This window comes from Siccibacter colletis (assembly GCF_000696575.1).
GTDB lineage: Bacteria > Pseudomonadota > Gammaproteobacteria > Enterobacterales > Enterobacteriaceae > Siccibacter > Siccibacter colletis.
In genome coordinates this window covers 237829-263000 of sequence record NZ_JMSQ01000008.1, presented here as the reverse complement: position 1 = coordinate 263000, position 25172 = coordinate 237829, and the positions used below count along the sequence as shown (strand labels likewise).

General features: G+C 59.0%; 24 protein-coding genes. 9 read left to right on the top strand and 15 right to left on the bottom strand.

Annotation, left to right across the window (positions count from 1 at the left end):
• Positions 1 to 28: 28 nt before the first annotated feature.
• The 9 genes from rhaM to rhaB all read right to left on the bottom strand — a co-directional run bounded on the left by rhaM (position 29) and on the right by rhaB (position 9913).
• The gene (rhaM, locus tag ET34_RS0111305; protein WP_031522115.1) at positions 29 to 343 is read right to left on the bottom strand and encodes an L-rhamnose mutarotase; all 315 of its coding nucleotides are present in this window, start codon (positions 341 to 343) and stop codon (positions 29 to 31) included.
• A complete protein-coding gene (gene fucO / locus ET34_RS0111300; protein WP_031522114.1) occupies positions 340 to 1488 on the bottom strand; it encodes a lactaldehyde reductase in 1149 nt (382 codons plus the stop codon). The genes rhaM and fucO overlap by 4 nt, the downstream gene beginning before the upstream one ends.
• Before the next feature lie 77 nt (positions 1489 to 1565).
• Positions 1566 to 2570: an ABC transporter permease gene (locus ET34_RS0111295; protein ID WP_031522113.1), complete on the bottom strand. Its 1005-nt coding sequence runs from the start codon at positions 2568 to 2570 to the stop codon at positions 1566 to 1568.
• A complete protein-coding gene (locus ET34_RS0111290; RefSeq protein WP_031522112.1) occupies positions 2567 to 3571 on the bottom strand; it encodes an ABC transporter permease in 1005 nt (334 codons plus the stop codon). Before ET34_RS0111290 ends, ET34_RS0111295 begins: the two co-directional genes overlap by 4 nt.
• Positions 3571 to 5082, bottom strand: a complete 1512-nt coding sequence (locus ET34_RS0111285) for a sugar ABC transporter ATP-binding protein (protein WP_031522111.1) — start codon at positions 5080 to 5082, stop codon at positions 3571 to 3573. The genes ET34_RS0111290 and ET34_RS0111285 overlap by 1 nt, the downstream gene beginning before the upstream one ends.
• Before the next feature lie 85 nt (positions 5083 to 5167).
• Positions 5168 to 6160 (bottom strand): rhamnose ABC transporter substrate-binding protein, encoded by a 993-nt coding sequence (gene rhaS / locus ET34_RS0111280; RefSeq protein WP_035891232.1) that lies wholly within the window; start codon positions 6158 to 6160, stop codon positions 5168 to 5170.
• 77 nt (positions 6161 to 6237) lie between these two features.
• On the bottom strand, positions 6238 to 7068 hold the full coding sequence (rhaD, locus tag ET34_RS0111275) for a rhamnulose-1-phosphate aldolase (protein ID WP_031522108.1): 831 nt from the start codon (positions 7066 to 7068) through the stop codon (positions 6238 to 6240).
• Positions 7069 to 7187: 119 nt separating this feature from the next.
• A complete protein-coding gene (locus ET34_RS0111270) occupies positions 7188 to 8447 on the bottom strand; it encodes an L-rhamnose isomerase (protein ID WP_031522106.1) in 1260 nt (419 codons plus the stop codon).
• Positions 8444 to 9913 (bottom strand): rhamnulokinase, encoded by a 1470-nt coding sequence (rhaB, locus tag ET34_RS0111265; RefSeq protein WP_031522104.1) that lies wholly within the window; start codon positions 9911 to 9913, stop codon positions 8444 to 8446. Before rhaB ends, ET34_RS0111270 begins: the two co-directional genes overlap by 4 nt.
• Before the next feature lie 288 nt (positions 9914 to 10201).
• Between rhaB and rhaS (ET34_RS0111260) the strand changes: the two genes are divergently transcribed.
• The 3 genes from rhaS (ET34_RS0111260) (at position 10202) to sodA (ending at position 12720) form a co-directional block, all read left to right on the top strand.
• On the top strand, positions 10202 to 11038 hold the full coding sequence (gene rhaS / locus ET34_RS0111260; RefSeq protein WP_031522102.1) for an HTH-type transcriptional activator RhaS: 837 nt from the start codon (positions 10202 to 10204) through the stop codon (positions 11036 to 11038).
• Positions 11039 to 11110: 72 nt separating this feature from the next.
• A complete protein-coding gene (rhaR, locus tag ET34_RS0111255; RefSeq protein WP_031522100.1) occupies positions 11111 to 11959 on the top strand; it encodes an HTH-type transcriptional activator RhaR in 849 nt (282 codons plus the stop codon).
• 140 nt (positions 11960 to 12099) lie between these two features.
• Positions 12100 to 12720: a superoxide dismutase [Mn] gene (gene sodA, locus ET34_RS0111250; RefSeq protein ID WP_031522099.1), complete on the top strand. Its 621-nt coding sequence runs from the start codon at positions 12100 to 12102 to the stop codon at positions 12718 to 12720.
• Between the two features lie 50 nt (positions 12721 to 12770).
• Here the strand turns inward: sodA and ET34_RS0111245 are convergent, their stop codons facing one another.
• Positions 12771 to 13664 (bottom strand): dihydrodipicolinate synthase family protein, encoded by an 894-nt coding sequence (locus ET34_RS0111245; RefSeq protein WP_031522097.1) that lies wholly within the window; start codon positions 13662 to 13664, stop codon positions 12771 to 12773.
• A gap of 171 nt (positions 13665 to 13835) precedes the next feature.
• Here ET34_RS0111245 and yiiM point away from each other — a divergent pair, with 171 nt between their 5' ends.
• Positions 13836 to 14537: a 6-hydroxyaminopurine reductase gene (gene yiiM, locus ET34_RS0111240; RefSeq protein ID WP_031522095.1), complete on the top strand. Its 702-nt coding sequence runs from the start codon at positions 13836 to 13838 to the stop codon at positions 14535 to 14537.
• A gap of 41 nt (positions 14538 to 14578) precedes the next feature.
• Here yiiM and ET34_RS0111235 read toward each other — a convergent pair whose 3' ends face one another.
• The gene (locus ET34_RS0111235; RefSeq protein WP_031522093.1) at positions 14579 to 15532 is read right to left on the bottom strand and encodes a LacI family DNA-binding transcriptional regulator; all 954 of its coding nucleotides are present in this window, start codon (positions 15530 to 15532) and stop codon (positions 14579 to 14581) included.
• 293 nt (positions 15533 to 15825) lie between these two features.
• Between ET34_RS0111235 and ET34_RS0111230 the strand changes: the two genes are divergently transcribed.
• The 5 genes from ET34_RS0111230 to ET34_RS0111210 all read left to right on the top strand — a co-directional run bounded on the left by ET34_RS0111230 (position 15826) and on the right by ET34_RS0111210 (position 20859).
• Positions 15826 to 16140, top strand: a complete 315-nt coding sequence (locus tag ET34_RS0111230) for a PTS sugar transporter subunit IIB (RefSeq protein WP_031522092.1) — start codon at positions 15826 to 15828, stop codon at positions 16138 to 16140.
• A 12-nt stretch (positions 16141 to 16152) separates the two neighbouring features.
• Positions 16153 to 17478 carry a PTS sugar transporter subunit IIC gene (locus tag ET34_RS0111225; RefSeq protein ID WP_031522090.1) on the top strand — a complete coding sequence of 442 codons (1326 nt, stop codon included), beginning with the start codon at positions 16153 to 16155 and terminating at the stop codon, positions 17476 to 17478.
• 78 nt (positions 17479 to 17556) lie between these two features.
• Complete coding sequence (locus ET34_RS0111220) at positions 17557 to 17859, top strand: PTS lactose/cellobiose transporter subunit IIA (RefSeq protein ID WP_031522088.1); 303 nt, start codon at positions 17557 to 17559, stop codon at positions 17857 to 17859.
• 149 nt (positions 17860 to 18008) lie between these two features.
• A complete protein-coding gene (locus ET34_RS0111215; RefSeq protein WP_031522086.1) occupies positions 18009 to 19388 on the top strand; it encodes a carbohydrate porin in 1380 nt (459 codons plus the stop codon).
• Positions 19389 to 19488: 100 nt separating this feature from the next.
• Positions 19489 to 20859, top strand: coding sequence for a Fic family protein (locus ET34_RS0111210; protein WP_051640519.1), 1371 nt, complete (start codon positions 19489 to 19491; stop codon positions 20857 to 20859).
• A gap of 88 nt (positions 20860 to 20947) precedes the next feature.
• Here ET34_RS0111210 and lldD read toward each other — a convergent pair whose 3' ends face one another.
• The 4 genes from lldD to ET34_RS0111190 all read right to left on the bottom strand — a co-directional run bounded on the left by lldD (position 20948) and on the right by ET34_RS0111190 (position 25157).
• On the bottom strand, positions 20948 to 22129 hold the full coding sequence (gene lldD, locus ET34_RS0111205; RefSeq protein ID WP_031522083.1) for an FMN-dependent L-lactate dehydrogenase LldD: 1182 nt from the start codon (positions 22127 to 22129) through the stop codon (positions 20948 to 20950).
• Entirely contained in the window at positions 22126 to 22899 is a 774-nt protein-coding gene (lldR, locus tag ET34_RS0111200; RefSeq protein WP_031522081.1) for a transcriptional regulator LldR, read from the bottom strand. Before lldR ends, lldD begins: the two co-directional genes overlap by 4 nt.
• Positions 22896 to 24551: an L-lactate permease gene (gene lldP / locus ET34_RS0111195; protein ID WP_031522080.1), complete on the bottom strand. Its 1656-nt coding sequence runs from the start codon at positions 24549 to 24551 to the stop codon at positions 22896 to 22898. The genes lldR and lldP overlap by 4 nt, the downstream gene beginning before the upstream one ends.
• Positions 24552 to 24794: 243 nt before the next feature.
• Positions 24795 to 25157, bottom strand: a complete 363-nt coding sequence (locus ET34_RS0111190) for a YibL family ribosome-associated protein (protein WP_031522078.1) — start codon at positions 25155 to 25157, stop codon at positions 24795 to 24797.
• Positions 25158 to 25172: the final 15 nt, after the last annotated feature.

The window sequence follows — 25172 nt, the reverse complement described above, 5'->3', positions numbered from 1 at the left end:
CCGCTTGCACGGGCTTTTTTATGGCCTGTCACTCCAGATAAAACACCGCTGTAAGCGGCTCGCTGATCGGGCTGTTATCGGGGTTGCTCGGCATGATATCGCGCATATGCTGCCACCAGCGCTGGCAGACGTCGGTGCGGGCGACAGCGTCCCAGCGCTCCTCGGATTCAATCTCTACCGTGGCGAATAGCAGGTTACGCACCGGGTCGAGCCAGATGGCGTAGTGGTGCGCGCCGTGCGCTTTCAGCACCGCTTCCAGCTCCGGCCAGATCGGGGTATGCCGCCGCTGATATTCGTCATGGGCGTCCGGATTTACCTGCATCACAAAGGCTTTGCGGATCATAAGGCCTCCAGATAGAGCTCGCGCACCTCGTCGCGGCTGGCGCTGCGGGGGTTGCAGGGTGCGCACGGATCGGCGAGGGCGTTATCCAGCCAGCCTTCAATATCGGCTTTCGTGACGCCAAGCTGGCTGAAGCCAGAGGGAATGCCGACCCTGGCGCTAAGCTGGCGAATGGCGTCGATCGCCGCCTGGCTGGCAGCTTCATCGCTCATCCCCTGGGTGTTAACGCCCATGGCTTGCGCGATGCGGGCAAAGCGTGCCACCGCGTTGGGGCGGTTAAAGTTTTCGATGATCGGCAGCAGAATGGCGTTGCACACGCCGTGCGGCAGGTTGTGTGTGGCGCCCGGCTGGTGGGCGAGGGCATGGACCAGCCCCAGACCGGCGCTGTTGAAGGCCATGCCCGCCAGATACTGACCGCAGGCCATCATCTCCCGCGCCTCCAGGTTGCTGCCGTTCTCAACGGCGGCGGTCAGCCAGTGGCTAATCAGACGAATGGCCTCCAGCGCGTTGGCGTCGGTCAGCGGATGCGCGCCCACAGAGACATAGGCTTCCACCGCGTGGGTCAGGGCGTCCATGCCGGTGGCGGCGGTCACAGCGGGCGGTATGGCGACCATCACGCTGGCATCGTCCACGGCGATATCCGGAATAATATGCGCATCGATAATCACCTCTTTAACGTGGCGCGCCGAATCGATTATCACCGCATTGCTGGTCATCTCCGCCGCAGTACCCGCCGTGGTGTTGATCGCCACCAGCGGCACGCCGGGATGGGTGACTTTGCCCACGCCCGAATAAGCGGTAGAAGGGCCAGGATTGGCGGTAAGGATTTTTACCGCTTTGGCGGTGTCGATGGGGCTGCCGCCGCCGAAGGCAATAAGGTAGTCGCACTCTGCCTGCTGAAACGCGGCATAGCCCTGCTGCACCAGTTCTTCGGTCGGGTTAGGGAATACCGCATCAAACAGGTGATACGGCATCTGGTGGGCGTCGAGCGCGGCAAACAGGCTGTCCAGCAGGCCGAGCGTGACCAGCTGGCCGTCGGTCACGATCAGGGCCTTGCCCCAGCGTTTGCCCGCGACCATCTGCACCATATCGCCGATTGCGCCTGCGCCATGCAGGCTGATTTTTGGCAATGCCAACATAAAGCTCATGGTATATCTCCTTGATATTGAAATATTTCGTGCGGCGGCATCCGGTGTCGCCGGGGTGAATACCTGAAGGGGCAACGTCACATTCGCCGCCGCGCCAGCAGGCGACGGGTAACGATCGGCAGGGAAATCACCACAATCAGCATCAGGCCGATAATGATCGACATAACGATGCCCGGCACGTTAAGCAGGCTCAGGCCGAAGGTCACCAGCCCCATCAGGAACGCGGCGATGATCACTCCCGGCATACTGCCGGAGCCGCCAAGGATGTTGACCCCGCCGAGCACCGCCATGGTCACCACGCTCAGCTCCCAGCCGAGCGCGATGGTCGGGCGGGTACTGCCGAGACGCGAGGTGAGCAGCACCGCAGCCAGCCCGGCCATCAGGCCCACCAGCGCAAACAGCAGCAGGTTGTGGCGCTTCACGTTGATCCCCGAGAACCACGCGCCGGTCGGGTTGTTGCCGATGGCGTAGGTGCGGCGGCCAAAGTTGGTGCGATGCAGCAGGAAAGAGAAGGCTATCGCCAGCACGATAAACAGCGCGAACTCAAACGACAGCGCCCCCCAGACGTAGCCCTGACCAAACCAGGCGAAGCTCTCCGGGTACGCTTTCAGCGCCTGGTCACCGAGCAGAATGTAAGTGATACCGCGAAACAGGCTCATGGTGCCGATGGTGATAACGATGGACGACAGGTTGAAGCGCGTGACCAGCAGGCCGTTGAACAGCCCGCACAGCAACCCGACCCCCAGCCCGACACATACCAGCGCCGGAGTGCCGAATCCCGCCTGGGCGCAGAACCCCATCACCGTCGAACTGAGCGCAATGGTGGAGGCTACCGAGAGGTCAATCTCCCTGGCGATAATCAGCATCGCCATTGGCAGCACGATGATCGCTTTTTCGGTGAAGTTGAAGGTGGCGTCCGACAGATTCCAGATATCCAGAAACCACGGCGAGGCGATGGCATTACCGACAAACACCGCCAGCGTCACCGCCAACAGAAACCCTTCCCAGCACAGCAGGCGTTTCAGGAAGGTGGGAGGCACCGGCGCAACGGCCGGCGCATCGGTCATCATTATTTTGCTCATGGATTCACCGCCTGTTTTTGTCGGGCCAGCGCCGCATCACGCAGGATCAGCCGCCCTTTGCGTTTGTTGCCGCGCTCGTTGAGCAACACGGCGATAACGATCACCGCGCCGGAAATCGCCATCTGCCAGAACGGCGAGACGCCAATCACCGGCAGCGCATTGTTGATGACGCCGAGGAACAGCGCACCGCACAGGCAGCCGAGCACGCGCCCAATGCCGCCCATGGTGCTGATACCGCCGATCACGCAGGCCGCCACCACCTGAAGCTCAAAGCCGTTTGCCACGTCAACGTAGGCCACCGCAAAGCGCGAGATCCACAGGTAGCCGCAGAACCCGGCCAGAGTGCCGGAGAGGCAGAAGCTGATGAACTGCATCTTGCCGGCGTTAATGCCGGTGTACCAGGCGGCGGTCGGATTGCCGCCAGCGGTGTAAAGCGCGCGTCCGGTGCGGCTGAAGCGCAGGAAGTAGCCCACCAGCAGCAGCGCGGCGATGGCGCACCAGCTCAGTACCGGCAGGCCAAGCAGCGCCGTGCGCGGCAGGGCGAGAAACGCCTGGCTCATCTGGTGGGCGTTGATCCATCCGCCGTCGGTAAGCAGGAAGATAATCCCGCGATAGACACTCATGGTGCCGAGGGTCACCACTATCGCCGGAATGCCGAGCTTCCACACCAGCAGGCCGTTGATCGCGCCCATCACCAGCCCAAGCGCGGTGGCGATCAGCATCAGCGTCCAGACCGGCAACTCCGGATAGTGGAAATTCAGCAGGGCGACGATCATCCCGGTGAGCGCCAGGTTAGCGGCCATAGAGAGGTCGATGCCTTTGGTGAGCAGCACCATCATCTGGCCGAGGGCGAGAATAATCAGGATCGAGGTGTCGTTGAACATCTCAACAAGGTTGCCGGGGCTGACAAACGACGGCACGCGGCTGCCGATGGCGGCAATCATCAGCACGATGACCACCGCCAGCAGCGCTTCGCGATTTTTAAGCAGGGATTGCCACATTATGCTGCCTCCTTGCCCGCGCCGCTGGCGGCGCTGACGATGGTTTCCGCACTGGCTTCCCCGGCGCGATAGTGCGCCACCATCAGCCCCTCGTGCATCACGATAATGCTGTCCGCCATCCCCATCACCTCCGGCAGTTCGGACGAGACCATGATCACCGCCAGCCCCTGGGCTACCAGCTCGGACATAAACTGGTGCACGGCCGCTTTTGAGCCGATGTCGATGCCCTTCGTCGGCTCATCGAGAATAATCACCGTCGGGTGAGTGGCCAGCCATTTGGCAATCACCACCTTTTGCTGGTTGCCGCCGGAGAGCGTTTCCACCGCCTGGCGCCAGCTAAACGCTTTCACCTGCAGGCGACGGGCATACTCATCGGCCAGCGCCCATTCGCGTGTCTCATTGAGTACGCCGTTGGGGTTGAGGGTGCCGAGCTGCGGCAGGCTGATGTTCTGGGCGATCGGCAGTTCGATAATCGCCCCCTGTTTCTGGCGTTCCTCCGGCACGCAGACGATACCGGCGCAGATGGCATCGGCGGGCTGGCTGAACGAGACGGGAACACCATTAAGGACAATCTCACCGCTGGCGGGTCGGGAGACGCCGCACAGCGCCTGCATCAGCTCGGTGCGCCCGGCACCGACGAGGCCGTAGAAGCCGAGGATCTCCCCTTTGCGCAGCGAGAAGCTGATGTTGGCGAACTCGGTGGGGTGGCTGAGATTTTTTACCTCCAGCACCGTCTCCCCCGGCTCGCACGCGATTTTCGGGTAGGTCTGGGTGATGGCGCGCCCCACCATCATCGATACCATGCGCTCTTCGGTGATGTCGTTCATCGCCCCGGCGCTGATAAATTCGCCGTCGCGCAGAATGGTGTAGTGGTCTGCCAGCTCGAAGATTTCGTCGAACTTGTGCGAGATAAACAGAATTGCTTTGCCGTCATGCTTCAGGCGTTCAACAATTTGATAAAACTCCAGAATTTCATGCTGTGACAGCGCGGCGGTTGGCTCGTCGAGGATCACCACCTGGGCGTCGAACGACAGCGCGCGGGCAATCGCCACCATATGCCGCTGGGCGATACTCAGGGTTTTCAGGATGGCACGCGGGTCAATCTGCACTTCCAGGCGGGTGAGGATCTCCTGTGCCCGGCGATGCATTGCTGGCCAGTCGAGCTTTCTGAACAGCCCGCTATGCAGGTACTGGCCGACAAAAATGTTCTCGGTGACGGTCAGCTCGTCGAACAGCACCGTCTCCTGGTGTATCGCCGTGATGCCAACCTTGTGGGCGGCTTCCGGTGTCGGGAGCTGGATGGGGATCGCTTTATATAGGATTTCGCCGCCGTCAGGCTGATAGATGCCGGTCATCACTTTGACCAGCGTGGATTTGCCCGCGCCGTTTTCGCCGATAAGCGCGGTGACCTGGCCTGGCCAGAGGTCGAGCTGCACGTTCTCAAGAGCGCGTACACCAGGAAAAACTTTGGTGATGCCCCTGAGCGACAGCAGCGGTGTGGATGCCGTCATGATGTCTCTCCGAATCGATGGGTTAAACCACCCTCACCCCGGCCCTCTGCAGGAGAGGGCGGGATTGTTCACGCCTGGGCGCCGATCAGAACATCTTCGCGAACTTGTCGATGTTGCTCGCGTCGTAGACGTAAGGCTCAGCCATTGCGCCGTTGCCATCCGCATCCAGCTTCACTTTACCGAGCTTGCCCATGCTGGCCTCGGTTTTAGTGGCGGTGCCTTTCACCAGATCGTGAGCGAGGTAAGTGGCGGCATAGCCGAGATCGATTGGATTCCAGATGGCAAAGCTTTTGGTGGCCCCGGACTTCACCGCGCCCGCCATCTCAGACGGCAGGCCCAGCCCGGTAACGTACACCTTGCCAATTTTGTTCTGGTCCTTCACTGCCTGCGCTGCGGCGACAATGCCTACCGAGGAGGGGGAAACAATCACTTTCAAATCGGGGTGGGACTTCAGCAGGCCCACCGCTTCGCGGTAGCTCTTATCGGAGAGGTCGTCACCGTAGGCGACGGTCACCAGATTGACGGAAGGGTACTTCGGCAGCACCTTTTTCATCTCTTCAATCCAGATATTCTGGTTGGTGGAGGTGGGCGTAGCGCTCAGCACTGCCACGTCGCCTTTCTCCACCTTAAGCTCTTTCAGCGCCGCGGCGGCCAGCTTGATGTTGGTTTCGCCAATCAGCGCATTGTTCGACGGGTTGAGGTGGATCTGGCGGCCCGCTTTTTCCACCCCGGAATCCCAGGAAACTACCTTAATGCCACGCTGCATGGCGCGTTTGAGTACCGGCACTACCGCGTCCGGATCGTTGGCGGAGATGGCGATGGCATCCACGCCCTGGGCGATAAGCCCGTTGAGCACTTCAATTTGCGCCTCGGCGGTGGTGGTGGTTGGCCCGGTATAGATGACCTTCACATCCCCCAGCTCTTTGGCAGCCTGCTGTGCGCCGACGTTGGCGGCTTCGAAAAAGCCGTTCCCCAGCGATTTGGCGACCAGCGCGATTTTAACCTCGGCCAGCGCCGGGCCGGAGAAGGCCAGAACAGATGCGATGAGCGTACAAGCCGGTATTGCTTTTATTTTCATGTTGTACTCCACGTTTGCAGGTTTCAGGTACAGGTTGCTTTCGCCGTAGCACCCGGCGAAAGCGCAGGTAAGTTATTTTATTTTTTAATCTCTAAAGCACTGGCGCGCGGTGTCACGCCAAAACGTTTGCCGAGCGCGATCAGCTCGTCGCGGCTGATGGTCTGCTTCATGCCGCCCATCGAAATCACTTTGACCAGCACTTCTGCCGACTTTTCCGCGGTGTCGATCAGGCCAAACGCCTCATCCAGGGTCGGGCCACTGCCAAACACGCCGTGGAACGGCCACAGTACCAGGGAATGTTTCGTCATCTCATGGGCGGTGGCGGCGCCGATTTCATCGGTGCCTGGTACCATCCACGGCAGAATGCCGACGCCATCCGGGAACACCACCAGACACTCGGTGCTGCCTTCCCACAGATAGCGGGTGATGATGTCGGTGTCGTTCTCCAGCACGTAGGTCAGGGCAATCAGGTTGGTGGCGTGGCAGTGCATAATGACGCGATCTTTACCGCCGGTGGCCTGAATGCGCGAGCAGTGCGACAGGAAGTGTGACGGCAGTTCGGACGTCGGTACCGCCTCGTCAGTCAGCCCCCACAAAATGTGGTAGCCCGCGCCGTCGCTGTCGACTTTTACCACCCCGAGATTCGCGGTGGGGTCGAGCTGGACGTTGCGGAAAAACTTGCCGGAGCCGGTGACGATAAACGCGGTGTTCGCCAGCAGGGGCATCGGCTGGCTGAGGGCGATATAGCGCGGCACGGCGTGGAAATCTGCCTCGTAGGGCGCCAGATCGTGCGCGTCGAGACGCAGCGTCAGGTTACCGCCGTTGCGCTCGTCCCAGCCCTTGAGCCAGGCGTCGGTGGTGGCTTTGATCATGCCCTGTACGAACCAGGCGTTAAGGATGTTCTGCATAGTCGTTCTGTTCCTGTTGTCGTGGCGAAGTATCCCCTCGCCAGGCCCTCTCCGATCGGGGAGGGTATGCTGTTCTGGTGGGTGCGCTACGCTTACCCACCCTACGACCCTTCGGTGGGTTATCCGCGCTGGTTCAGCACCGCTTGCTCATAGCCGCGCACGCTCTCCAGCCACTGGCTACCGGCTGGCGCATCATGACGCTCGCAGTACGTTTCCCAGACCGCCTGCCACGGCAGGCACTTCTGCTCTTCCAGCAGCGCCAGGCGGGCGGTGTAATCCCCCGCGGCTTCCAGCTGACGCAGCTGCTCCACCGGCTCCAGCAGGGCGCGCAGCAGGGCTTTTTTCATGTTGCGGGTACCAATCACCCAGGCGGCGATGCGGTTGATGGAAGCGTCAAAGAAGTCGAGGCCGATATGCACGCGGTCAAACAGGTTATAGCGAATGATTTCGCTGGCGATGGCCTGGGTTTCGTCGTCGAGCAGCACTACGTGGTCGCTGTCCCAGCGCACCGGGCGGCTGACGTGCAGCAGCAGGCGCGGCACGTAGAGCATGGCGGCGGAGATCTTGTCGGAGATCACTTCGGTCGGGTGGAAGTGGCCGGCGTCCAGGCAAAGCGCGGTCTGGCGGCTGGTGGCATAGCCCATGTAAAACTCGTTAGAGCCGACGGTGTAGCTCTCCGCGCCGATGCCGAACAGCTTGCTCTCCACCGCGTCGATATGGTGCGCCGGATTGAGTTTTTCGCTGATGATCTCGTCCAGTGCCGCCAGCAGACGCTGACGCGGCGCGAGGCGGTCCACCGTGACGTCTTTCATGCCGTCTGGTACCCAGATGTTCATCACCGAAGGAGTACCCAGCGCTTCGCCAAACGAGGCCGATACCCGGCGGCTCGCTTTACAGTGGTCAATCCAGAACTGGCGAATGTCATCGTTGGCGTGGGCCAGCGTGAAGCCGTCGGCGCTGTTGGGGTGCGAGAAACAGGACGGGTTGAAGTCGAGGCCGATATGATTCTCTTTCGCCCATGCCACCCAGCGGCTGAAATGCTCGGGCTTAATGGCATCGCGGCTGACCGGGGTGTCGGATTCCAGGTAAATGGCGTGCAGATTCAGGCGTTTTGGCCCGGGAATGAGGGAGAACGCCAGCTCCAGATCGGCGCGTAGCTCCTTGGCATTACGCGCTTTGCCCGGATAGTTGCCGGTGGCCTGAATGCCGCCGGTGAGTTGCCCCTCGGGGTTCTCAAACCCGGCAACGTCATCCCCCTGCCAGCAGTGAACGGAGACCGGCAGTCTGTCGAGCTGGCGCAGCGCCGCCTCGGCATCCACGCCCACGGCCGCAAAGCGCTCCTTCGCAATCATCCAGGCCTGTTCTCGTTGAGTTGTCATGCGCAAAGCTCCTTTGTTTGACGTTGTTGCTGAAACTGCGCAACGTGGCGTGCAATTTCGCTATCGGAATTGGGTGTGAAGGTGACGAGCGGCTGACGGGCCGTCACCCGGCGACGGAAATCCCCGACGTCGCGGATGTCGTCGAGGGTCATAAGCTGGATGGCGATGTTGCCGAGGGTGGAGGCTTCCACTGGCCCGGCGATCACCGGAATGCCGCAGGCGTCGGCGCAGAGCTGATTCAGCAGCGGGTTCTGACAGCCGCCGCCGACAATGTGCAGACTGCGGAACGGCGTACCGCGCAGTGCGGCCAGCTCGTGCAGCACCTCAGCGTAGAGCAGCGCCAGGCTGTCGAAGATGCAGCGTGCCAGCGCGGCATCGCCCTGCGGCACCGGCTGGTGGCGCTCAGCGCAGGCTGCCTGAATTTCGACGCTCATGTTGTCCGGGTTGATAAAGCGATCGTCGTTGGGATTGATCAGGCTAAGACAGGCGGGCAACGCCGCGGCGCGGCGGATCAGGTCCGGCAGATCGCTCACCTGCTGCTCTTTGACCACGCGCTGCAGCAGCCACAGCCCCATGATGTTCTTCAGCACCCGGTAGCGGCCTTCGGCACCGCCCTCGTTGGTGATGTTGGCCGCCAGCGCGGCCTCGTTTGTCCAGGGCGTGCGGCTTTCAAAGCCCATCAGCGACCAGGTGCCGGAGGAGAGATAGGCTGCGTCGTGATGAACCAGCGGGGCAGCAATCACCGCGCTGGCGGTGTCATGAGAGGCGACGCTCACCACCGGAATGGCCTCGCCCTGCGGGCTGTGCCAGTGACCAATGACGTTGCCGGGATGGGTTGGCGTCCCGAACAGGCGGCGCGGCGCGCCTGCCCAGGCCAGCAGCGTCTCGTCCCAGCTGTCGCTGTTGATATTGACCATCTGGGTGGTGGTGGCGTTGGTGTATTCCCAGTTGAGGTTGCCGGTCAGGCGGTAGCTGAAATAGTCCGGGATCAGCAACGCGTGGGCCGCCTGCTCCAGCCACTGCGGCTGCTGGTCGGCAATGGCGCGAAACTGCCACAGGGTGTTAAACGGCAGAAACTGAATGCCGGTACGCTGGTAAATATCAGCGCTGCCCTGCTGCGCAAGCGCCTGCGCCATAATGCCGTCGGTGCGGTGGTCGCGATAGGCCACCGGCAGCCCGACGCGGTTACCGGCGCTGTCGAGCAGCACCATGTCCACACCCCAGGTATCGATGCCGATACTGTCGGGTTTGATGCCCTCCGCCGTGACGCGGGTCAGGCCGATAACGATCGCCTGCTCCAGCGCATCGAGATCCCAGGTATCGAACCCGTCAACCCGGCGCAGCGTATTGGTAAAACGGTGGATTTCGCGCAGCGTCAGATCGCAGCTGGCGCTGTCGTAGCGGGCAAGCATGACGCGGCCGCTGGATGCGCCAAGATCAACCGCAACGCAATGACGAACAGGCATGATGAAGTCCTTCTGATAAACATGCCGTTCAGTCTAAAAAAGGGGCGATGCATGCCACCTTCTCGCCAGTGACAGCGCCCGCAGGCGGCTGGCAAGAAAGCAAAGATGGACGTGAGGCAGCTCACATTTCAGTAAGGCTCTTCCCTGTGACCCCTGCCGCATTTCTGTTATCTGCTGCGCGGATCTTGAAAAACGCGCAGCCTTTGCGCGCTTTGTTGTCAAAAAGTTAAGGTGAGGCGCCAGGGCGTTAACTACTATCTGGACACTTTCAGGTGGGCGGAGATGATGATGACGGTACTGCATGGCATTGATTTTTTCCCGTCGGGGCGGACATCGCTGGCGATTGAGCCACGCCTGCCGCAGTCCGCGTTTCCGGAGCATCACCATGATTTTCATGAGATTGTCATCGTGGAGCACGGCACCGGTATTCACGTCTTCAACGGTCAGCCCTATACCCTGAGCGGCGGCTCGGTCTGCTTCGTGCGCGATCACGATCGCCATCTCTATGAGCACACCGATAACCTCTGTCTGACTAACGTGCTCTACCGCGCGCCGGACGCGTTTTCGTTCCTGTCGGGGCTGGATAAGCTGCTGCCTCAGGAACGCGACGGGCACTACCCCTCGCACTGGCGCGTTAACCAGAGCGTGCTGCACCAGGTGCGCGTGCTGATTGAGCAGATGGACGCGCTGCCGCAGGGTGACGATCCTCATGCGGTTGCCAACCGGGAAATTGTGTTTATGCAACTGCTGGTGCTGCTGCGTAAAAGCAGCCTCGCAGAAGGGGCGGTAGACAACGATGCGCGGTTGAATCAGCTGATTGCCTGGCTGGAAGATCACTATGCCGATGAGGTGTGTTGGGAAGCGATAGCCGACCGCTTCTCGCTCTCGCTGCGCACGCTGCACCGCCAGCTCAAGCAGCAAACCGGACTTTCGCCGCAGCGCTACCTTAATCGCCTGCGGCTGATAAAAGCGCGTCATCTGCTGCGCCACAGCGACGAGAGCGTCACCGATATCGCCTATCGCTGCGGGTTCGGCGACAGTAACCACTTTTCGACGCTGTTTAAGCGCGAATTCTGCTGGTCACCGCGCGATGTGCGTCAGGGGCGCGACGCGCAGCTTCAGTAACGCGAGGGGAGTCACCGTTTTTTTTACCGAAAGGGCTAATAATGTCAGGTTGTTAGCATCTGAGGTAACGCCGTGGCGGCTCCGCTTATTCTTCGCAAAAACGACTTCTTTGCCTGGCCGGGGCAACCCGTGGCGGTGGCGGACCGCTATCCGCAAAACGTTTTCGCCGAGCACAGCCACGAGTTCTGGGAGCTGGTGCTGGTGTGGCGCGGCAATGGCCTGCACGTGCTTAACGATCGTCCGTACCGCATCACCCGCGGCGATCTGTTTTATATCCGCGCCGAAGACCGTCACAGCTACGCCTCGGTGAACGATCTGGTGCTGCAGAATGTGATTTATTGCCCCGAGCGGCTGCGGCTCAACCTCGACTGGCACAGCCTGATCCCCGGTCTGAATGGCGGCCCGTTCCAGCCCTGGTGGCGGCTCGGCAGCGCGGGCATGACCCAGGCGCGCGCCATCATCAGTCAGCTGGAGCAGGAGAGTCACAAGCAGGATGCGCTGAGCGCCACCCTCGCCGAAACGCTGTTTGCCCAGCTCGCCATTACCCTAAAACGCGCCCGCTACGCCACCGATACCGCCAGCCCGGACGAGCCGGAAGCGCTGCTCGACAAGCTGATTACCGCCCTGGCGCGCAGCCTGGAAAAACCGTTCGTCCTTGAGCCGTTCTGCGCTCGTCACCAGTGCAGCGAGCGTACGCTGCGCCAGCAGTTCCGCACCCAGACCGGGATGACCATCAATCAGTATCTGCGCCAGTTGCGCATCTGCCACGCCCAGTATCTGCTGCGCCATAGCGACCTGTTCATCAGTGAAATTGCCATGCGCTGCGGTTTCGAAGACAGCAACTATTTTTCCGTGGTGTTCACCCGCGAAACCGGCATGACGCCCAGCCAGTGGCGTCAGTCCAGCCATCAGGCGGCATAGCTCTCATTGCGTGGCGTTATAACCTTATAACGAATGCGGCATTGATAAACATTTTCAAGATCATTTAATTAACTATAATGAACCCACTGCTTACGCGGCGTTTACACCTCTGCCGCCCGACAACAATGGAGATGATGATTATGAGTTATACACTGCCATCCCTGCCGTACGCTTATGACGCACTGGAACCGCACTTCGATAAGCAGACGATGGAAATCCATCACACCAGGCATCACCAGACTTATGTAAACAACGCTAACGCGGCGCTGGAAAGCCTGCCGGAGTTCGCTAACCTGCCGGTTGAAGAGCTGATCACCAAACTGGATCAGGTTCCGGCTGACAAGAAAACCGTACTGCGCAACAACGCGGGCGGCCACGCTAACCACAGCCTGTTCTGGAAAGGCCTGAAACTCGGCACCACCCTGCAGGGCGACCTGAAAGCGGCTATCGAGCGCGATTTCGGCAGCGTTGAGAAATTCAAAGAAGAGTTCGAGAAAGCAGCAGCAACCCGTTTCGGCTCCGGCTGGGCGTGGCTGGTTCTGCAGGGCGACAAACTGGCTGTGGTTTCTACCGCAAACCAGGACAGCCCGCTGATGGGCGAAGCGATCTCTGGCGCATCCGGCTTCCCGATCCTGGGTCTGGACGTGTGGGAACACGCTTACTACCTGAAATATCAGAACAAACGTCCTGATTACATCAAAGCGTTCTGGGAAGTTGTGAACTGGGACGAAGCTGCAGCGCGTTTCGCAGCGAAAAAATAATCTGTCCTGAACAGAACGAGCCGACCTCAGGGTCGGCTTTTTTGTGCGCGTTACCCTATGCTGAACAGCGCATCGAGCTGGCTGAGCTGTGCCGCGGTGAGTTCGCCACCCGCATTGCGTGAGCGGGTCTGGCTGTAACCAAACTTGCGTGCCACCACGGTTTTGATGGTGGTCACGAAGTCATCCCCGATAGCGTAAATCGCCGAGTAGCGGCTGATATCGCGCTGCACCTCGCACAGGGTCACCAGATCGCCACGGACAAACGCCTCCCTCGCGCGGACAAACAGTTCCGGCACGATGTTGTTCAGGCCGGAGATAATCCCGCTGCCGCCGGTCAGCAGATTGGGGATGTAGTACTCGTCGTAGCCCGACAGCACGGTGAAGTCCGGACGCACCGCCTGGGTGGCGAGGATCATGTTGCGGGTGTGAGACTGGCAATCCACGGTATCTTTGATGCCGGCAAACTGCGGGAACTCTGCGGCCAGCGTCGCGATCAGCTCCGGCGTCAGATCGCATCCTGTGCGTGCCGGGAAGTTGTAAGCAAACCACGGCCCCTGAATCTGACGGCCCAGCTCGCGATAGTACGCCAACAGCTGTGCGCTGGTCTGGCCGTAGTAGTACGGCGGCAGGATCATCACGGCTTCATAGCCGACGCGGTGCGCTTCATCCGCCAGCCGCAGAATATCCGGAATACAGGTCGAGGAGACGTTCACCACCATTGGCGTCGCGCTCATGGCGCGGGCTTCGTGGATCAGCAGCAGACGCTCCTCAAGCGTGAACGAGGCGAACTCGCCGATGCTGCCCATCAGCAAAATGACATCCAGTTTTGCAGCGGTCAGCCGCTCAAGGTGGCGAGCCAGGCCTGTCAGATCGATATTTCCCTGGGTGTCGAGCGGCGTTATAGAGGGGCACCAGACGCCGTTAAATGCGGGCTGTAAAGTCACGTCGTTCTCTCCTTAATCCTGAAATGGCGTTTCACTCCTTTAAGTGATAGCACCTCAGCGCGTCACGCACCTTCATCGATATCGGATTTTGGACGGTGCCTCGCGAATTTTGTTGCAATGCCGAGGCGCAGCGGCGAGCCTGTTAAGGGTTACTGGCAAAAGGAGTCGCAGATGAAATTTCCCGTTCAGGTCTTTACCGGTCGCATCCAGAAATACGCGGGCACGCGCCCGAGCGCGATTGCCAAGCGCAGCGTGGAAGGGGAACTGATCCTCACCACCCTCGGCCTTGAAGGTGACCAGCAGGCGGAGAAGAAGATCCACGGTGGGCCGGAGCGCGCGCTGTGTCATTACCCGCGCGAGCATTACGCCTGGTGGGCGCAGGCATTTCCGGAGCAGGCCGAACGCTTTGTCGCGCCAGCCTTTGGCGAAAATCTTTCCACTCTGGGTATGGATGAGAAGAGCGTGTTTATCGGCGATATCTATCGCTGGGGCGACGCGCTGATTCAGGTAACGCAGCCGCGTTCCCCGTGCTTTAAGATCAATTTCCATTTTGGCATCACGGATATCTCCTCCCTGATGCAGGAGAGCGGACGCACCGGCTGGCTGTATCGGGTGCTGAATGACGGGCCGGTCAACAGCGACACGCCGCTGGAACTGGCGTCACGGCTGAGCGATGTCAGCGTGTTTGACGCCGCTGCCATTGCCTGGCATCAGCCGTTCGACGATGAGCAGACGCGTCGCCTGTTGAGCGCTGCCGGCTTGTCGGCGAGCTGGGCGAAAACCATGCAGAAGCGACGCGATGCCCGCAAAATAGAGAGTTTTCATCGCCGTTTATGGGGAAATAAGCCTGCGGTGAAGTCGTCAGGCGTGTAGCCGCTAACCCATATAAAAAGCCTCCATACGGAGGCTTTTTTTTAACGCTTGCGCATGTTGGGTATGATCAGGTCGCCGCGCAGCACCTGCGAGCCGAGCACGCGCTGAGTTTTTTCCGTCAGCCAGCTCACGATGCGCGCGGCCATCGCGTCCATCGAATATTCAATCGCCGGAATGGTGGGCACGCCGGGCAGCTGCAGTGAACCGGCGAGGCTGAATACCATGATGTCGCCCGGCACCGATTTGTTAAATGCCTGCAACTGGGTAATCACCCGCTGTGCCTCCTGCTCATCCGCCACCAGTAACGCGTTAAAGTTCAGCGTGGTGGCATTATTCAGCAATACCTGGAGCGCTACCGAAGAGGTGGTGGAGTCCATAAACACCAGGTTGCGGTTGAACGGCAGGAAGTTGTTTTCCAGCGCGTGTTTGTAGCCCAGCAGCACCTGCTCGCCAGAGCCGCTGGCATCCGGATGAATCAGCGCGATTTGACGTCGCCCCTGGCTAATCAGGTAATTACAGGCGGTTTCGGCAGCAAAAGCATGATCGAACTGAATGCTGTTTGGCGTATCGGTTTCCGCACAGTCCACCACAATCACGTTGTCGTGCGGTACGCTGAGCGGAAAGCGCGCCCCGATGATCAGCACGTCGTCACACAGGCCGCAGGTCAGCTCATCCAGCGCGCTCATCACCTCCGCTTTGCTGTTGGCGAAACGCAGCAGCAGATGCTTCTGATGCTGGCTGAGCTGCTTCTCCAGCGCATACAGATAAGCCGTGGTCTGGTTAATATTTTCCTGAGCGCAGATGACGCCGATGCAGCCCGTAGACTGGCTGAGCAGGGATTGAGCAATAACGTTTGGCCGATAATTCAGTTCTTCGACTGCTTTCAGCACCGCCTGACGGCTGGCTTCCTTGACGCCACGCGACCCACTCAACACCCGTGAAACCGTGGCTTTTGATACCCCAGCTAAACGCGATACGTCGTTGATTGTTGACATTTTTTCCCCTGGGAGGCCTGTATACGGCCCAATAATTCTGTTGCGAATAACGGCTCATAAAATCGCCAGCGCAGTATAGCCGCTTTCCATTTTTCATGGAAACCGATTTTCCATTTCGGCTTGATTGCTATCAAAAGCGCCCAAAAAGCTGTGATGGAACTCTCCTTACTACGCGCCAGTGCCCTGCACTTTATGATGCGTCTCTCACTTCTCATCACCGCCAATGGAAATCGGTTTCCGTATAATATCCAATCAACGCCGCAATAACTATTTACATTTAAGGATGGTTGTCGATGGTCAGGATCATGCTGTGTTGTTCTGCGGGAATGTCTACCAGCCTGCTGGTACGAAAAATGGTGGAAGCTGCCGAGGCACGTCAATTGCCGGTCGAAATCGACGCTTATGGCGTGGCGGAATTCGATACGCAGTTTCCCCGCTACCAGGTGGTGCTGCTGGGGCCGCAGGTGAAGTACATGTTAAGCACGCTGTCAGAAAAGGCTGCCGCCCGCGGCGTTCCGGTACAGCCCATCGACCCGATGGACTACGGCATGCAGCGCGGCGATAAAGTACTGGACTATGCTCTGTCGCTTATCGAAGCGGCACACTAAAAAGGTGTTCCTATGAGTTCGCTCTATCAGTCAATGGTTGCCGTCATCGAGCAAACCATCACCCCGCTGGCTGGTCGTCTTGGACAGCAAAAGTACGTGATCGCGATCCGCGACGGCTTCACCGCCGCGCTGCCGTTTATGATCATCGGCTCGTTTATGCTGGTTTTCATCTTTCCGCCGTTCTCCGCCGATACCACTAACGGTTTCGCCCGCGGCTGGCTGAACTTTTCCGAGACGTATCGCGAACAGCTCATGCTGCCGTTTAACCTCAGCATGGGCGTGATGACGTTTTTCATCTCCGTCGGTATCGGCGCCAGCCTTGGACGGCAGTTTCAGCTGGACCCGGTGATGTCCGGCCTGTTGGCGTTCATGGCGTTTTTACTGGTGGCCGCACCTTATGCGGATGGCAAAATCTCTACCCAGTATCTCTCCGGGCAGGGGATTTTCACCGCGCTGATTACCGCCATCTATTCCACCCGCGTGTACGCCTGGCTGAAGCAGAACAAGATTACGATCCGTCTGCCGAAAGAGGTGCCGACCGGTGTGGCGCGCTCGTTTGAAATCCTGATCCCGGTAGTGGTGGTGATGGGGACGCTGCATCCGCTTAACCTGTTTATCGAAGCGCAGACCGGGATGATCCTGCCGCAGGCGATCATGCATCTGCTGGAGCCGCTGGTGTCAGCATCAGACTCGCTGCCCGCCATTCTGCTCTCGGTGCTGCTGTGCCAGATTTTCTGGTTCGCCGGTATCCACGGCTCGCTGATTGTCACCGGCATCATGAACCCGTTCTGGATGGCGAATCTGTCTGCCAACCAGGCCGCGCTGGCGGCGGGCGCAACGCTGCCGCACGTCTATCTGCAAGGGTTCTGGGACCACTATCTGCTGATTGGCGGGGTGGGTTCCACACTGCCGCTGGCGTTCCTGCTGCTGCGTAGCCGCGTCACCCACTTGCGCACCATCGGTAAAATGGGCGTGGTGCCGAGCTTCTTCAACATCAACGAACCGATCCTGTTTGGCGCACCGATTATCATGAACCCGATGCTGTTTATCCCGTTCGTGTGCGTACCGCTGATCAACGCCTGCCTCGCGTATGGCGCTACGAAGCTTGGCTGGCTGGCGCAGGTGGTTTCGCTGACGCCGTGGACGACCCCGGCCCCGATCGGTGCCTCCTGGGCGGCAAACTGGGCGCTCAGTCCAGTGGTGATGTGCGTCGTGTGTATGGTGATGTCGGCGCTGATGTACCTGCCGTTCCTGCGCGCTTACGAACGTTCCCTGCTGAAAACCGAAGAGCAGAAAGCGCAGAACAGCGCGCCGCTGGCCCAGCCGGTCAGCCAGTAATAGCGATATTTACCCCGCAGCGTTGGATATTATTATCCGGCGCTTCGGCTCCCCACGCCTTAATTACGAGAATTCGCCATGATTGAATTAGAAGATGCGGTAATGGAAATTATCGTCAATGCCGGTCAGTCGCGCAGTCTCTGTTTTGAAGCGCTGCGTTCGGCACGCCAGGGCGATTTGGATGAAGCGAAAAGTCTCCTACGCGAAGCCGATGGCTATTCCCGCCGGGCGCACCAGATACAGACAAAGCTTATCGAGCAGGACGCCGGCGAAGCACGCCAGCCGATGACGCTTATTATGGTGCACGCTCAGGATCATTTAATGAATTCTCTGCTGGCGCGTGAATTATCTGAAGAAATTATTCAGCTGTATCAGCGTTAATTAATAAATGAAATAACGGAGAAGCCGCAACGAAAATAGAAATATCGCTCTGTACCCAATAAATAATGACATGGTGGTAGCGCAATTATTCCGTGAAAGTCGGGCGGGATAGTTATTGTCTGAAAATAAAATACTACATCGAGACAAACATGAAATTACAGAAAAAACTTCCAGTGGCACTGGCGGTCATGGCTGCGCTTTGCTCAGGAAACACCTTCGCACAAGAATTTACCCAGGAACAAATCGACGCCATCGTCGCGAAAGCGGTGGATAAGGCCCTCGCCGAACGGCAGGAAAAAATCGATGCCGCGATCGCTAAAAAAGCCGATCCGATTACCGAGCCGGAAAGCGCAGCGCAATCGCCGGATCTGGCTATTCCTTTTGGCGTGAAGTTCTCCGGTTACGCCCGCTACGGTGCGCAGTTCCAGAGCGGCGATCAGAAATTTGTCGGCGTTGACGGCTCCTATAACGGCTCGTCGGCAATTGGCCGTTTAGGTAACGAAGGCAACGGCGGTGAATTCCAGCTTTCTAAGGCGTTTAAGGGCGATAACGGCGCTATCTGGGACGTTAACGTCATGATCGACCACTGGGGCGATGAGGTGAACCTGAAAAAAGCCTATGCCGGTGTGACCAACATTCTGGAGTCTAATCCGGACGCCTACCTGTGGGCTGGCCGTGATTTCCATCAGCGTCCGCAGCAGGGCATCAACGACTACTTCTGGATGAACCATGACGGCCAGGGCGGCGGGATTAAAAACTTCGATATCGGCGGCGTGAAGTTTGACGTTGCCACCGTCGCGGCGGTGGAGTCCTGCAGCCCGGAAATCATGAACGACGAGGGTAACCCGTCACGCATCACCTGTACCGGCGGCTCCGGCACCGGCGATAAAGGTAACTACGCCCTGACGTCGAAAGTGCACGGCATGAAGGTCGGGCCGCTGGATCTGGAGCTGTATGCGAACTATGGCTTTGACTCAAAAGCGGTCGACAGCGACGAGCGCCTCAAGGCCTGGCAGGGTGGCGTGGTGCTGAGCCACACCGGTGACAACGGCGTTAACAAGCTGATTGCGCGCTACTCCGATAACGCTGATAACAGTGTTTACAACAAAACCGACGATCTGACAGCCATCTATGCCAGCTTCGAAGGGCTGTATAAATTTACTCAACAGGCCCAGGTGGAATACCTGCTCGCCTGGCATGATTACGCTAATGATGCGGATAACCGTGACGATCGCCGCAACTACAACGCGATTGTGCGACCGATGTACTGGTGGAACGACGTGCACTCCACCTGGCTGGAAGCCGGCTGGCAGCGCGTCGATTACGACCAGGGCGGGGACAACAGCGGCTGGAAGCTGACGCTGTCGCAGAACATCTCCATCGCCATGGGGCCGGAGTTCCGTCCGATGCTGCGCTTCTACGTCACCGGCGGCGAAGTGGATAACGAGCGTACCGCGCGCGTCAACGGCACCGACGATGAAACGCTGGATTCCTTCAACGTCGGCGCGATGTGGGAAGCCTGGTTCTGACAGATGCCAGCGGCGGGTGTGCTTGCATTCCCGTCCTGGTTGCTTTTTGAACATGCCATGCCTATATTCACCTCAATTTCGATTGATTTTGAGGTGAAGTGTGAGGGTAACCAGACCGCCAGTTGTTAAAACGCGTCCCAGCTGGAAAGAAGATGATCTTTTCGGGTATTACGCTGAAATTCGTAGTCAGGGCGTGGCTTATCTTCATTATGACCAGCTGCGTCATCGCTTTAGCGATAAAAAGAAATGCGATGCCATCTGGGCGGCGATGAAAATATCTCGTCTGCTCTCCAGTATGTTTCTTGACCCGCTACAGACCGACAACGAGGGTTCAGGCGTATATCTGAATACCACCGCGACGATCCAAAAATCATGCTCCATCGTAGACCGGCTTACCTCTTCAGCAGCGGAAACGGAGCGGTATGAAAAATTAGATGCCAGAAAATATTTGATGGATGAGCTTGAGCGTGCTGAAGCTATCGCCTCAAGCCAGCTTGAAGGGGCGGCGACGACCAGCCGGGTTGCGCTGGAGATGCTCAAGGTAGGACGCAAGCCGCGTGATGAAGGCGAGAAAATGATCATGGGCAACTGGCGCATGATGCAGTACGTATCGGAGCGGGATAACGCCCCGTTCAGTGTTGCCGAACTGCTCGAAATACACCACGTTGCTATCGCCGGTATTGATGACGAAAAATACGCCCCCGGTAGATTCAGAGGGCCAGAGGATAACGTGGTGGTGGCCGATCACGAAGGTAATGTAATTCATACGCCTCCAGCGGCTGAGCTTATGCTGGCAGGGGTAGAGGAACTGTGTGAATTCATTAATACCCGTCATGAGCAAGCTGAAGACGAGACTTATCTCCATCCGCTGGTCAAAGCCTGCGTTATCCATTTTATGATTGGTTATTTACACCCCTTCAAAGATGGTAACGGGCGTACCGCAAGGGCGCTATTTTACTGGTATATGCTTAAGTGCGGTTATACCGCGTTTCGCTATATCTCTATCTCTAAGCTATTAAAAAACGCGCCAGCGAAATACGTGCGGGCTTACCTCTACACTGAAACCGACAATATGGATCTGACCTATTTCGTTAATTACCAGTGTGAAATCGTTTCGCGCGCTGTGGTTGAATACATTGATTATATTAAAGGGATAATTAATACCCGCACTGAACTTCGCCAGTGGCTTTACGACTCCGGAATTTTTAACGAGATAAATAGCCGTCAACGTGATTTAGCGACTATCGCCATCAACCAGCCTGGCGTGTTATTTACCGCTATGGAAGTGTCGACGCGCATGGGCGTGTCCGAAAACACAGCGCGTGACGATCTGAAAAAGCTCACCGCTTTAGGTTTAATGCGGGCCATGAAAGAAGGTAAAGGAAACGTTTATTTGTCTCCGAAAAGCCTGCATGAACTTAAAAAATGGCACGGTAAAACCGCGAATCAACCCTCTGCCCAGGACTGGTGATTTTTTGTGGTGGGTGCGCTGCGCTTACCCACCCTACAGGTGTTGCCTGGATGTGGCGGCGGGTGTGCTTGCACCCGCCAAAATGTCCTTACGCGCTGGCAGCAGGCAGCGAGGCCAGCACCGAGGTGAACTCCGGATCGGGCACCAGCGAGTCGCGGGAGATCTCGCTGATGGACTTCGCACCGGTGAGGGTCATCGCCACCTTCATCTCTTTTTCGATCAAATTCAGCAGGTTGGCGACGCCGGCCCGCCCGTGCGTGGCCAGCGCGTAGAGGTAGGCCCGGCCCAGCAGCACGGTATCAGCCCCGAGCGCGATCATGCGCACCACATCCAGCCCGTTGCGAATGCCGCTGTCGGCCAGAATCGCGATATCCCCCTTCACCGCATCGGCAATGGCCGGCAGCGCGCGCGCCGAGGAGAGCACGCCGTCGAGCTGGCGTCCGCCGTGGTTGGACACCACAATGCCGTCGGCACCGAAGCGCACCGCATCGCGGGCATCTTCCGGATCGAGGATCCCTTTGATCACCATCGGGCCATCCCAGAATTCGCGGATCCACTCCAGGTCCTTCCAGGAAATAGACGGATCGAAGTTATTCCCCAGCCAGCCGATGTAATCCTCCAGCCCGGTAGGCTTGCCGAGATAGGTCGAGATATTCCCGAGATCGTGCGGGCGACCATGCAGACCCACGTCCCACGCCCACTGCGGATGCGTCACTGCCTGTAAGTAACGGCGCATGGCGGCGTTGGCCCCGCTCATCCCGGAGTGCGCATCGCGATAACGTGCCCCCGGCGTTGGCATATCAACGGTAAACACCAGCGTTGAACAGCCCGCCGCTTTAGCGCGCTCCAGCGCATTACGCATAAAGCCGCGATCGCGCAGCACGTAAAGCTGGAACCACATCGGACGGTTAATGGTGGGAGCGACCTCTTCAATCGGGCATACCGAGACGGTGGAGAGCGTGAACGGGATACCTTTATCCGCTGCCGCGCCTGCGGCCTGCACTTCACCGCGGCGGGCGTACATGCCGCACAGCCCAACCGGGGCCAGCGCTACCGGCATGGCGAGCTTTTCGTTAAACAAGGTGGTTTCGAGGCTCAGGTCCGCCATGTTTTTCAGAACGCGCTGGCGCAGCGCAATCTGCGCGAGGTCTTCCACGTTGCGGCGCAGGGTATATTCGGCATACGCTCCGCCGTCGATGTAGTGAAATAAAAACGGCGGCAGTATCCGCTGCGCGGAAGCACGGTAGTCGCTCACTGCTGAGATAATCATGCGTCTTTCTCCAGGTTTTCGCTCGGGTCACCGGGCAGGCGTGTAATACGCGCCTGACGGGCCAGATCGTCATCAAACTGTTTAATCGTGGTATGGACGAAGCCCAGGTGCGCCATCATCGCCCGACGCGCACCTTCGGCATCGCCATCGAGGATCGCGTTGAGCACGGCTTCATGTTGCTCGGTAAGGCGGGCAAACACCGGGGGCACCAGGTACATGCGCTGACGGCTCTCAATCACCGACGATTGCAGCAGATCGAAGAAGCCGCGCATGGTCTGGAGCAGCACAATGTTGTGCGATGCTTCCGCAATCGCCAGGTGGAAACGCACGTCGGCCCGGGAGGCCAGGTCCGGGTCATCGCCCTGGGTCGCCTCGAAGCAGAGCCGCAGCTTTTCTTTGTCCGCCGCGGTGGCGCGCATCGCCGCATGCCAGGCGGTGCTGGCCTCAATGGCGTGGCGCGCTTCGAGAATGTCGTAGCTGTAGCCGGGGTCGTCCGCCAGCAGGGTTTTGATCGGCTGCACGATGTTTTGCTCCGACCAGGTATCGTGCTGCCAGCGTACAAAGGTGCCGCCGCCGCGGCGGCTCATCAGCACGCCCTGGGTATTCAGCACCTGCAACGCCTCGCGCACCGAGTTGCGCGATACCCCAAGCAGGGCGGCGAGCTGGCGTTCAGCGGGCAGTTTCATGCCTGCCTCCAGCCCGCGATCGTCAATCAGCTTCCGCAGACGCTCGGCAACCTCGTCCGTCAGACGCCGGGTAGTGAAGGTCATGGGATCATCCAGGTTAAGACGTAGGCCTGCAGCGTGGTGATGATCCCGACGATGCAGGTGAATATCAGGCTGTGCTTCACGGTGAAGCGGAACAGGTCTGACTCCTTGCCCACCAGCCCTACCGCCGCACAGGCAATGGCGATGGACTGCGGGGAGATCATCTTCCCGGTCACGCCACCGGTGGTGTTGGCGGCGACCAGCAGCACGTCCGAGACGCCAATTTGTTGAGCCGCCGTGGCCTGGAGCGCAGCAAACAGCGCGTTGGAAGAGGTGTCCGACCCGGTCAGGAACACGCCCAGCCAGCCGAGGAACGGCGAGAAGAAGGTAAACGCGTGACCGGTATGGGCCAGCGCCAGCGCGAGAGTGGACGACAGCCCGGAATAGTTAGAGATAAACGCGAACGCCAGCACCATGCCGATGGAGTAGATAGGCAACGCCAGCTCTTTCATGGTCTGGCCGAACGTCACCACCGCGTCTTTCGGCTTCATGCGCAGCCAGAAGATGGAGAGCAGCGCCGCAAACAGAATGGCGGTGCCGGTGGCGGAGAACCAGTCGAACTTATAGACCGCGGCGTAAGGTGTAGCGTCAGCCACCACCGGGGGCATGCGGGCGACCAGCTTATCGAGGAACGGCACCGGCAGGTTGAATACCCAGTCGGCCAGCGCGCCACCTTTGGCAAACAGCGCTTTAAACGGCGGAATGCTCCACAGCGTCACCGTGGCGGTGAGGAACAGGAATGGCGACCAGGCTTTGACGATCTGGCCTGCGGTATAGCGTTTGGGCGCAACAGCTGGGTCCGCAGCCTGGGCATTGATATCGTCAAAGCGGAAGATGCGTTTTGGCTGCCAGCGTTTGAGGAACAGGGTAAGGCAGACCAGCGAGACCAGTGACGAGATGATATCCGGCAGTTCCGGGCCGATAAAGTTCGAGCTGAGGTACTGGGCGATAGCGAACGAGCCGCCCGCAACAATGACCGCCGGCCAGGTCTCTTTGATGCCGCGCCAGCCGTCCATAATCGCCATGATCCAGAACAGCACGATGATGGTGAGGAACGGCAGCTGACGGCCCACCATCTGGCCGATCTCGAAGCTGTCGAGACCGGTAACCTGGCCCGCCACCAGGATAGGAATCCCCATCGCGCCAAAGGCCACCGGCGCGGTGTTAACAATCAGGCACAGCCCGGCGGCGTAGAGCGGATTAAAGCCCAGCCCGACCAGCAGCGCGGCGGTAATCGCCACCGGTGCGCCAAAGCCCGCCGCCCCTTCAAGAAATGCCCCGAAGCAGAAGCCGACGATCAGCATCTGCAGGCGCTGGTCCGGGGTGATACTCAGAATCGACGAGCGAATAATGTCGAACTGGCCGGTTTTTACCGAAATTTTGTAGACGAAGACCGCGGCGATAATGATCCAGGCAATGGGCCACAGGCCGTAGAAGAAGCCATACACCGCTGAGGCGAACGCGCGATCGTAAGGCATATCGTAGAAGAACAGCGCGACGGCGAGGGCGATGGCGACGGTGATGGTCCCGGCCTGCCAGCCTTTAAGCTTCAGTTTTATCAGGGCAAAAAAGAAAAACAGAATCGGTAAAGCGGCAATCAGACTGGAGAGCCAGATATTGCCTGCCGGATCGTAATTTTGCTGCCAGAGTTGCATAGCGCGCTCCCGTGGCCCACCTGTTCCGCGCGGCGACTCTGCGTTCGCCTGATTGCAGTCAGTGTAAAGGTGGTCCAACCAAAGTGTTGTTGTAGGGTAAATGACAACAAATGGTTAACCGAATGTTAAGTTTGAGCAATATTATTGTCAGAGACGATGCGGGATTTGTGAGGACAGACGAAAGATTGCAGGGGATTGGTTGGACCAATTAGCGGGTGCGCCAGAGAGGCACACCCGACAGGATCAGAATTCCGTCTTCGAGAAGCCCGTCATCTCTTTCAGGCCCATCTCGCGGCCCAGCGCGGTCATCGGGTGAACCACGACCAGCCCACGCACGCTTTTCTTAAGCTTGCCCATGTCGGCCTGTTCTTTCCTGGTGATGGCGCGGCGATACGGCATGTCGGCGAGTTTCTGCGCCTCTTTGCTAAGCTTCTGACCGTGAACTTCACGCAGACGCGCGATCTCGGTTTCCAGGGTCTCTTTCTCTTTTTCCAGCTCGGCGTATTTTTCAGCTCCCTCAACCAGCGAGAGATCGGCCTGCTGGTGGCGAATCGCATCGAGGCGGTCGCTCAGGCGTTTAATTTCGGCTTTTTCGACTTCTTTCATAGCAAATTGACTCTA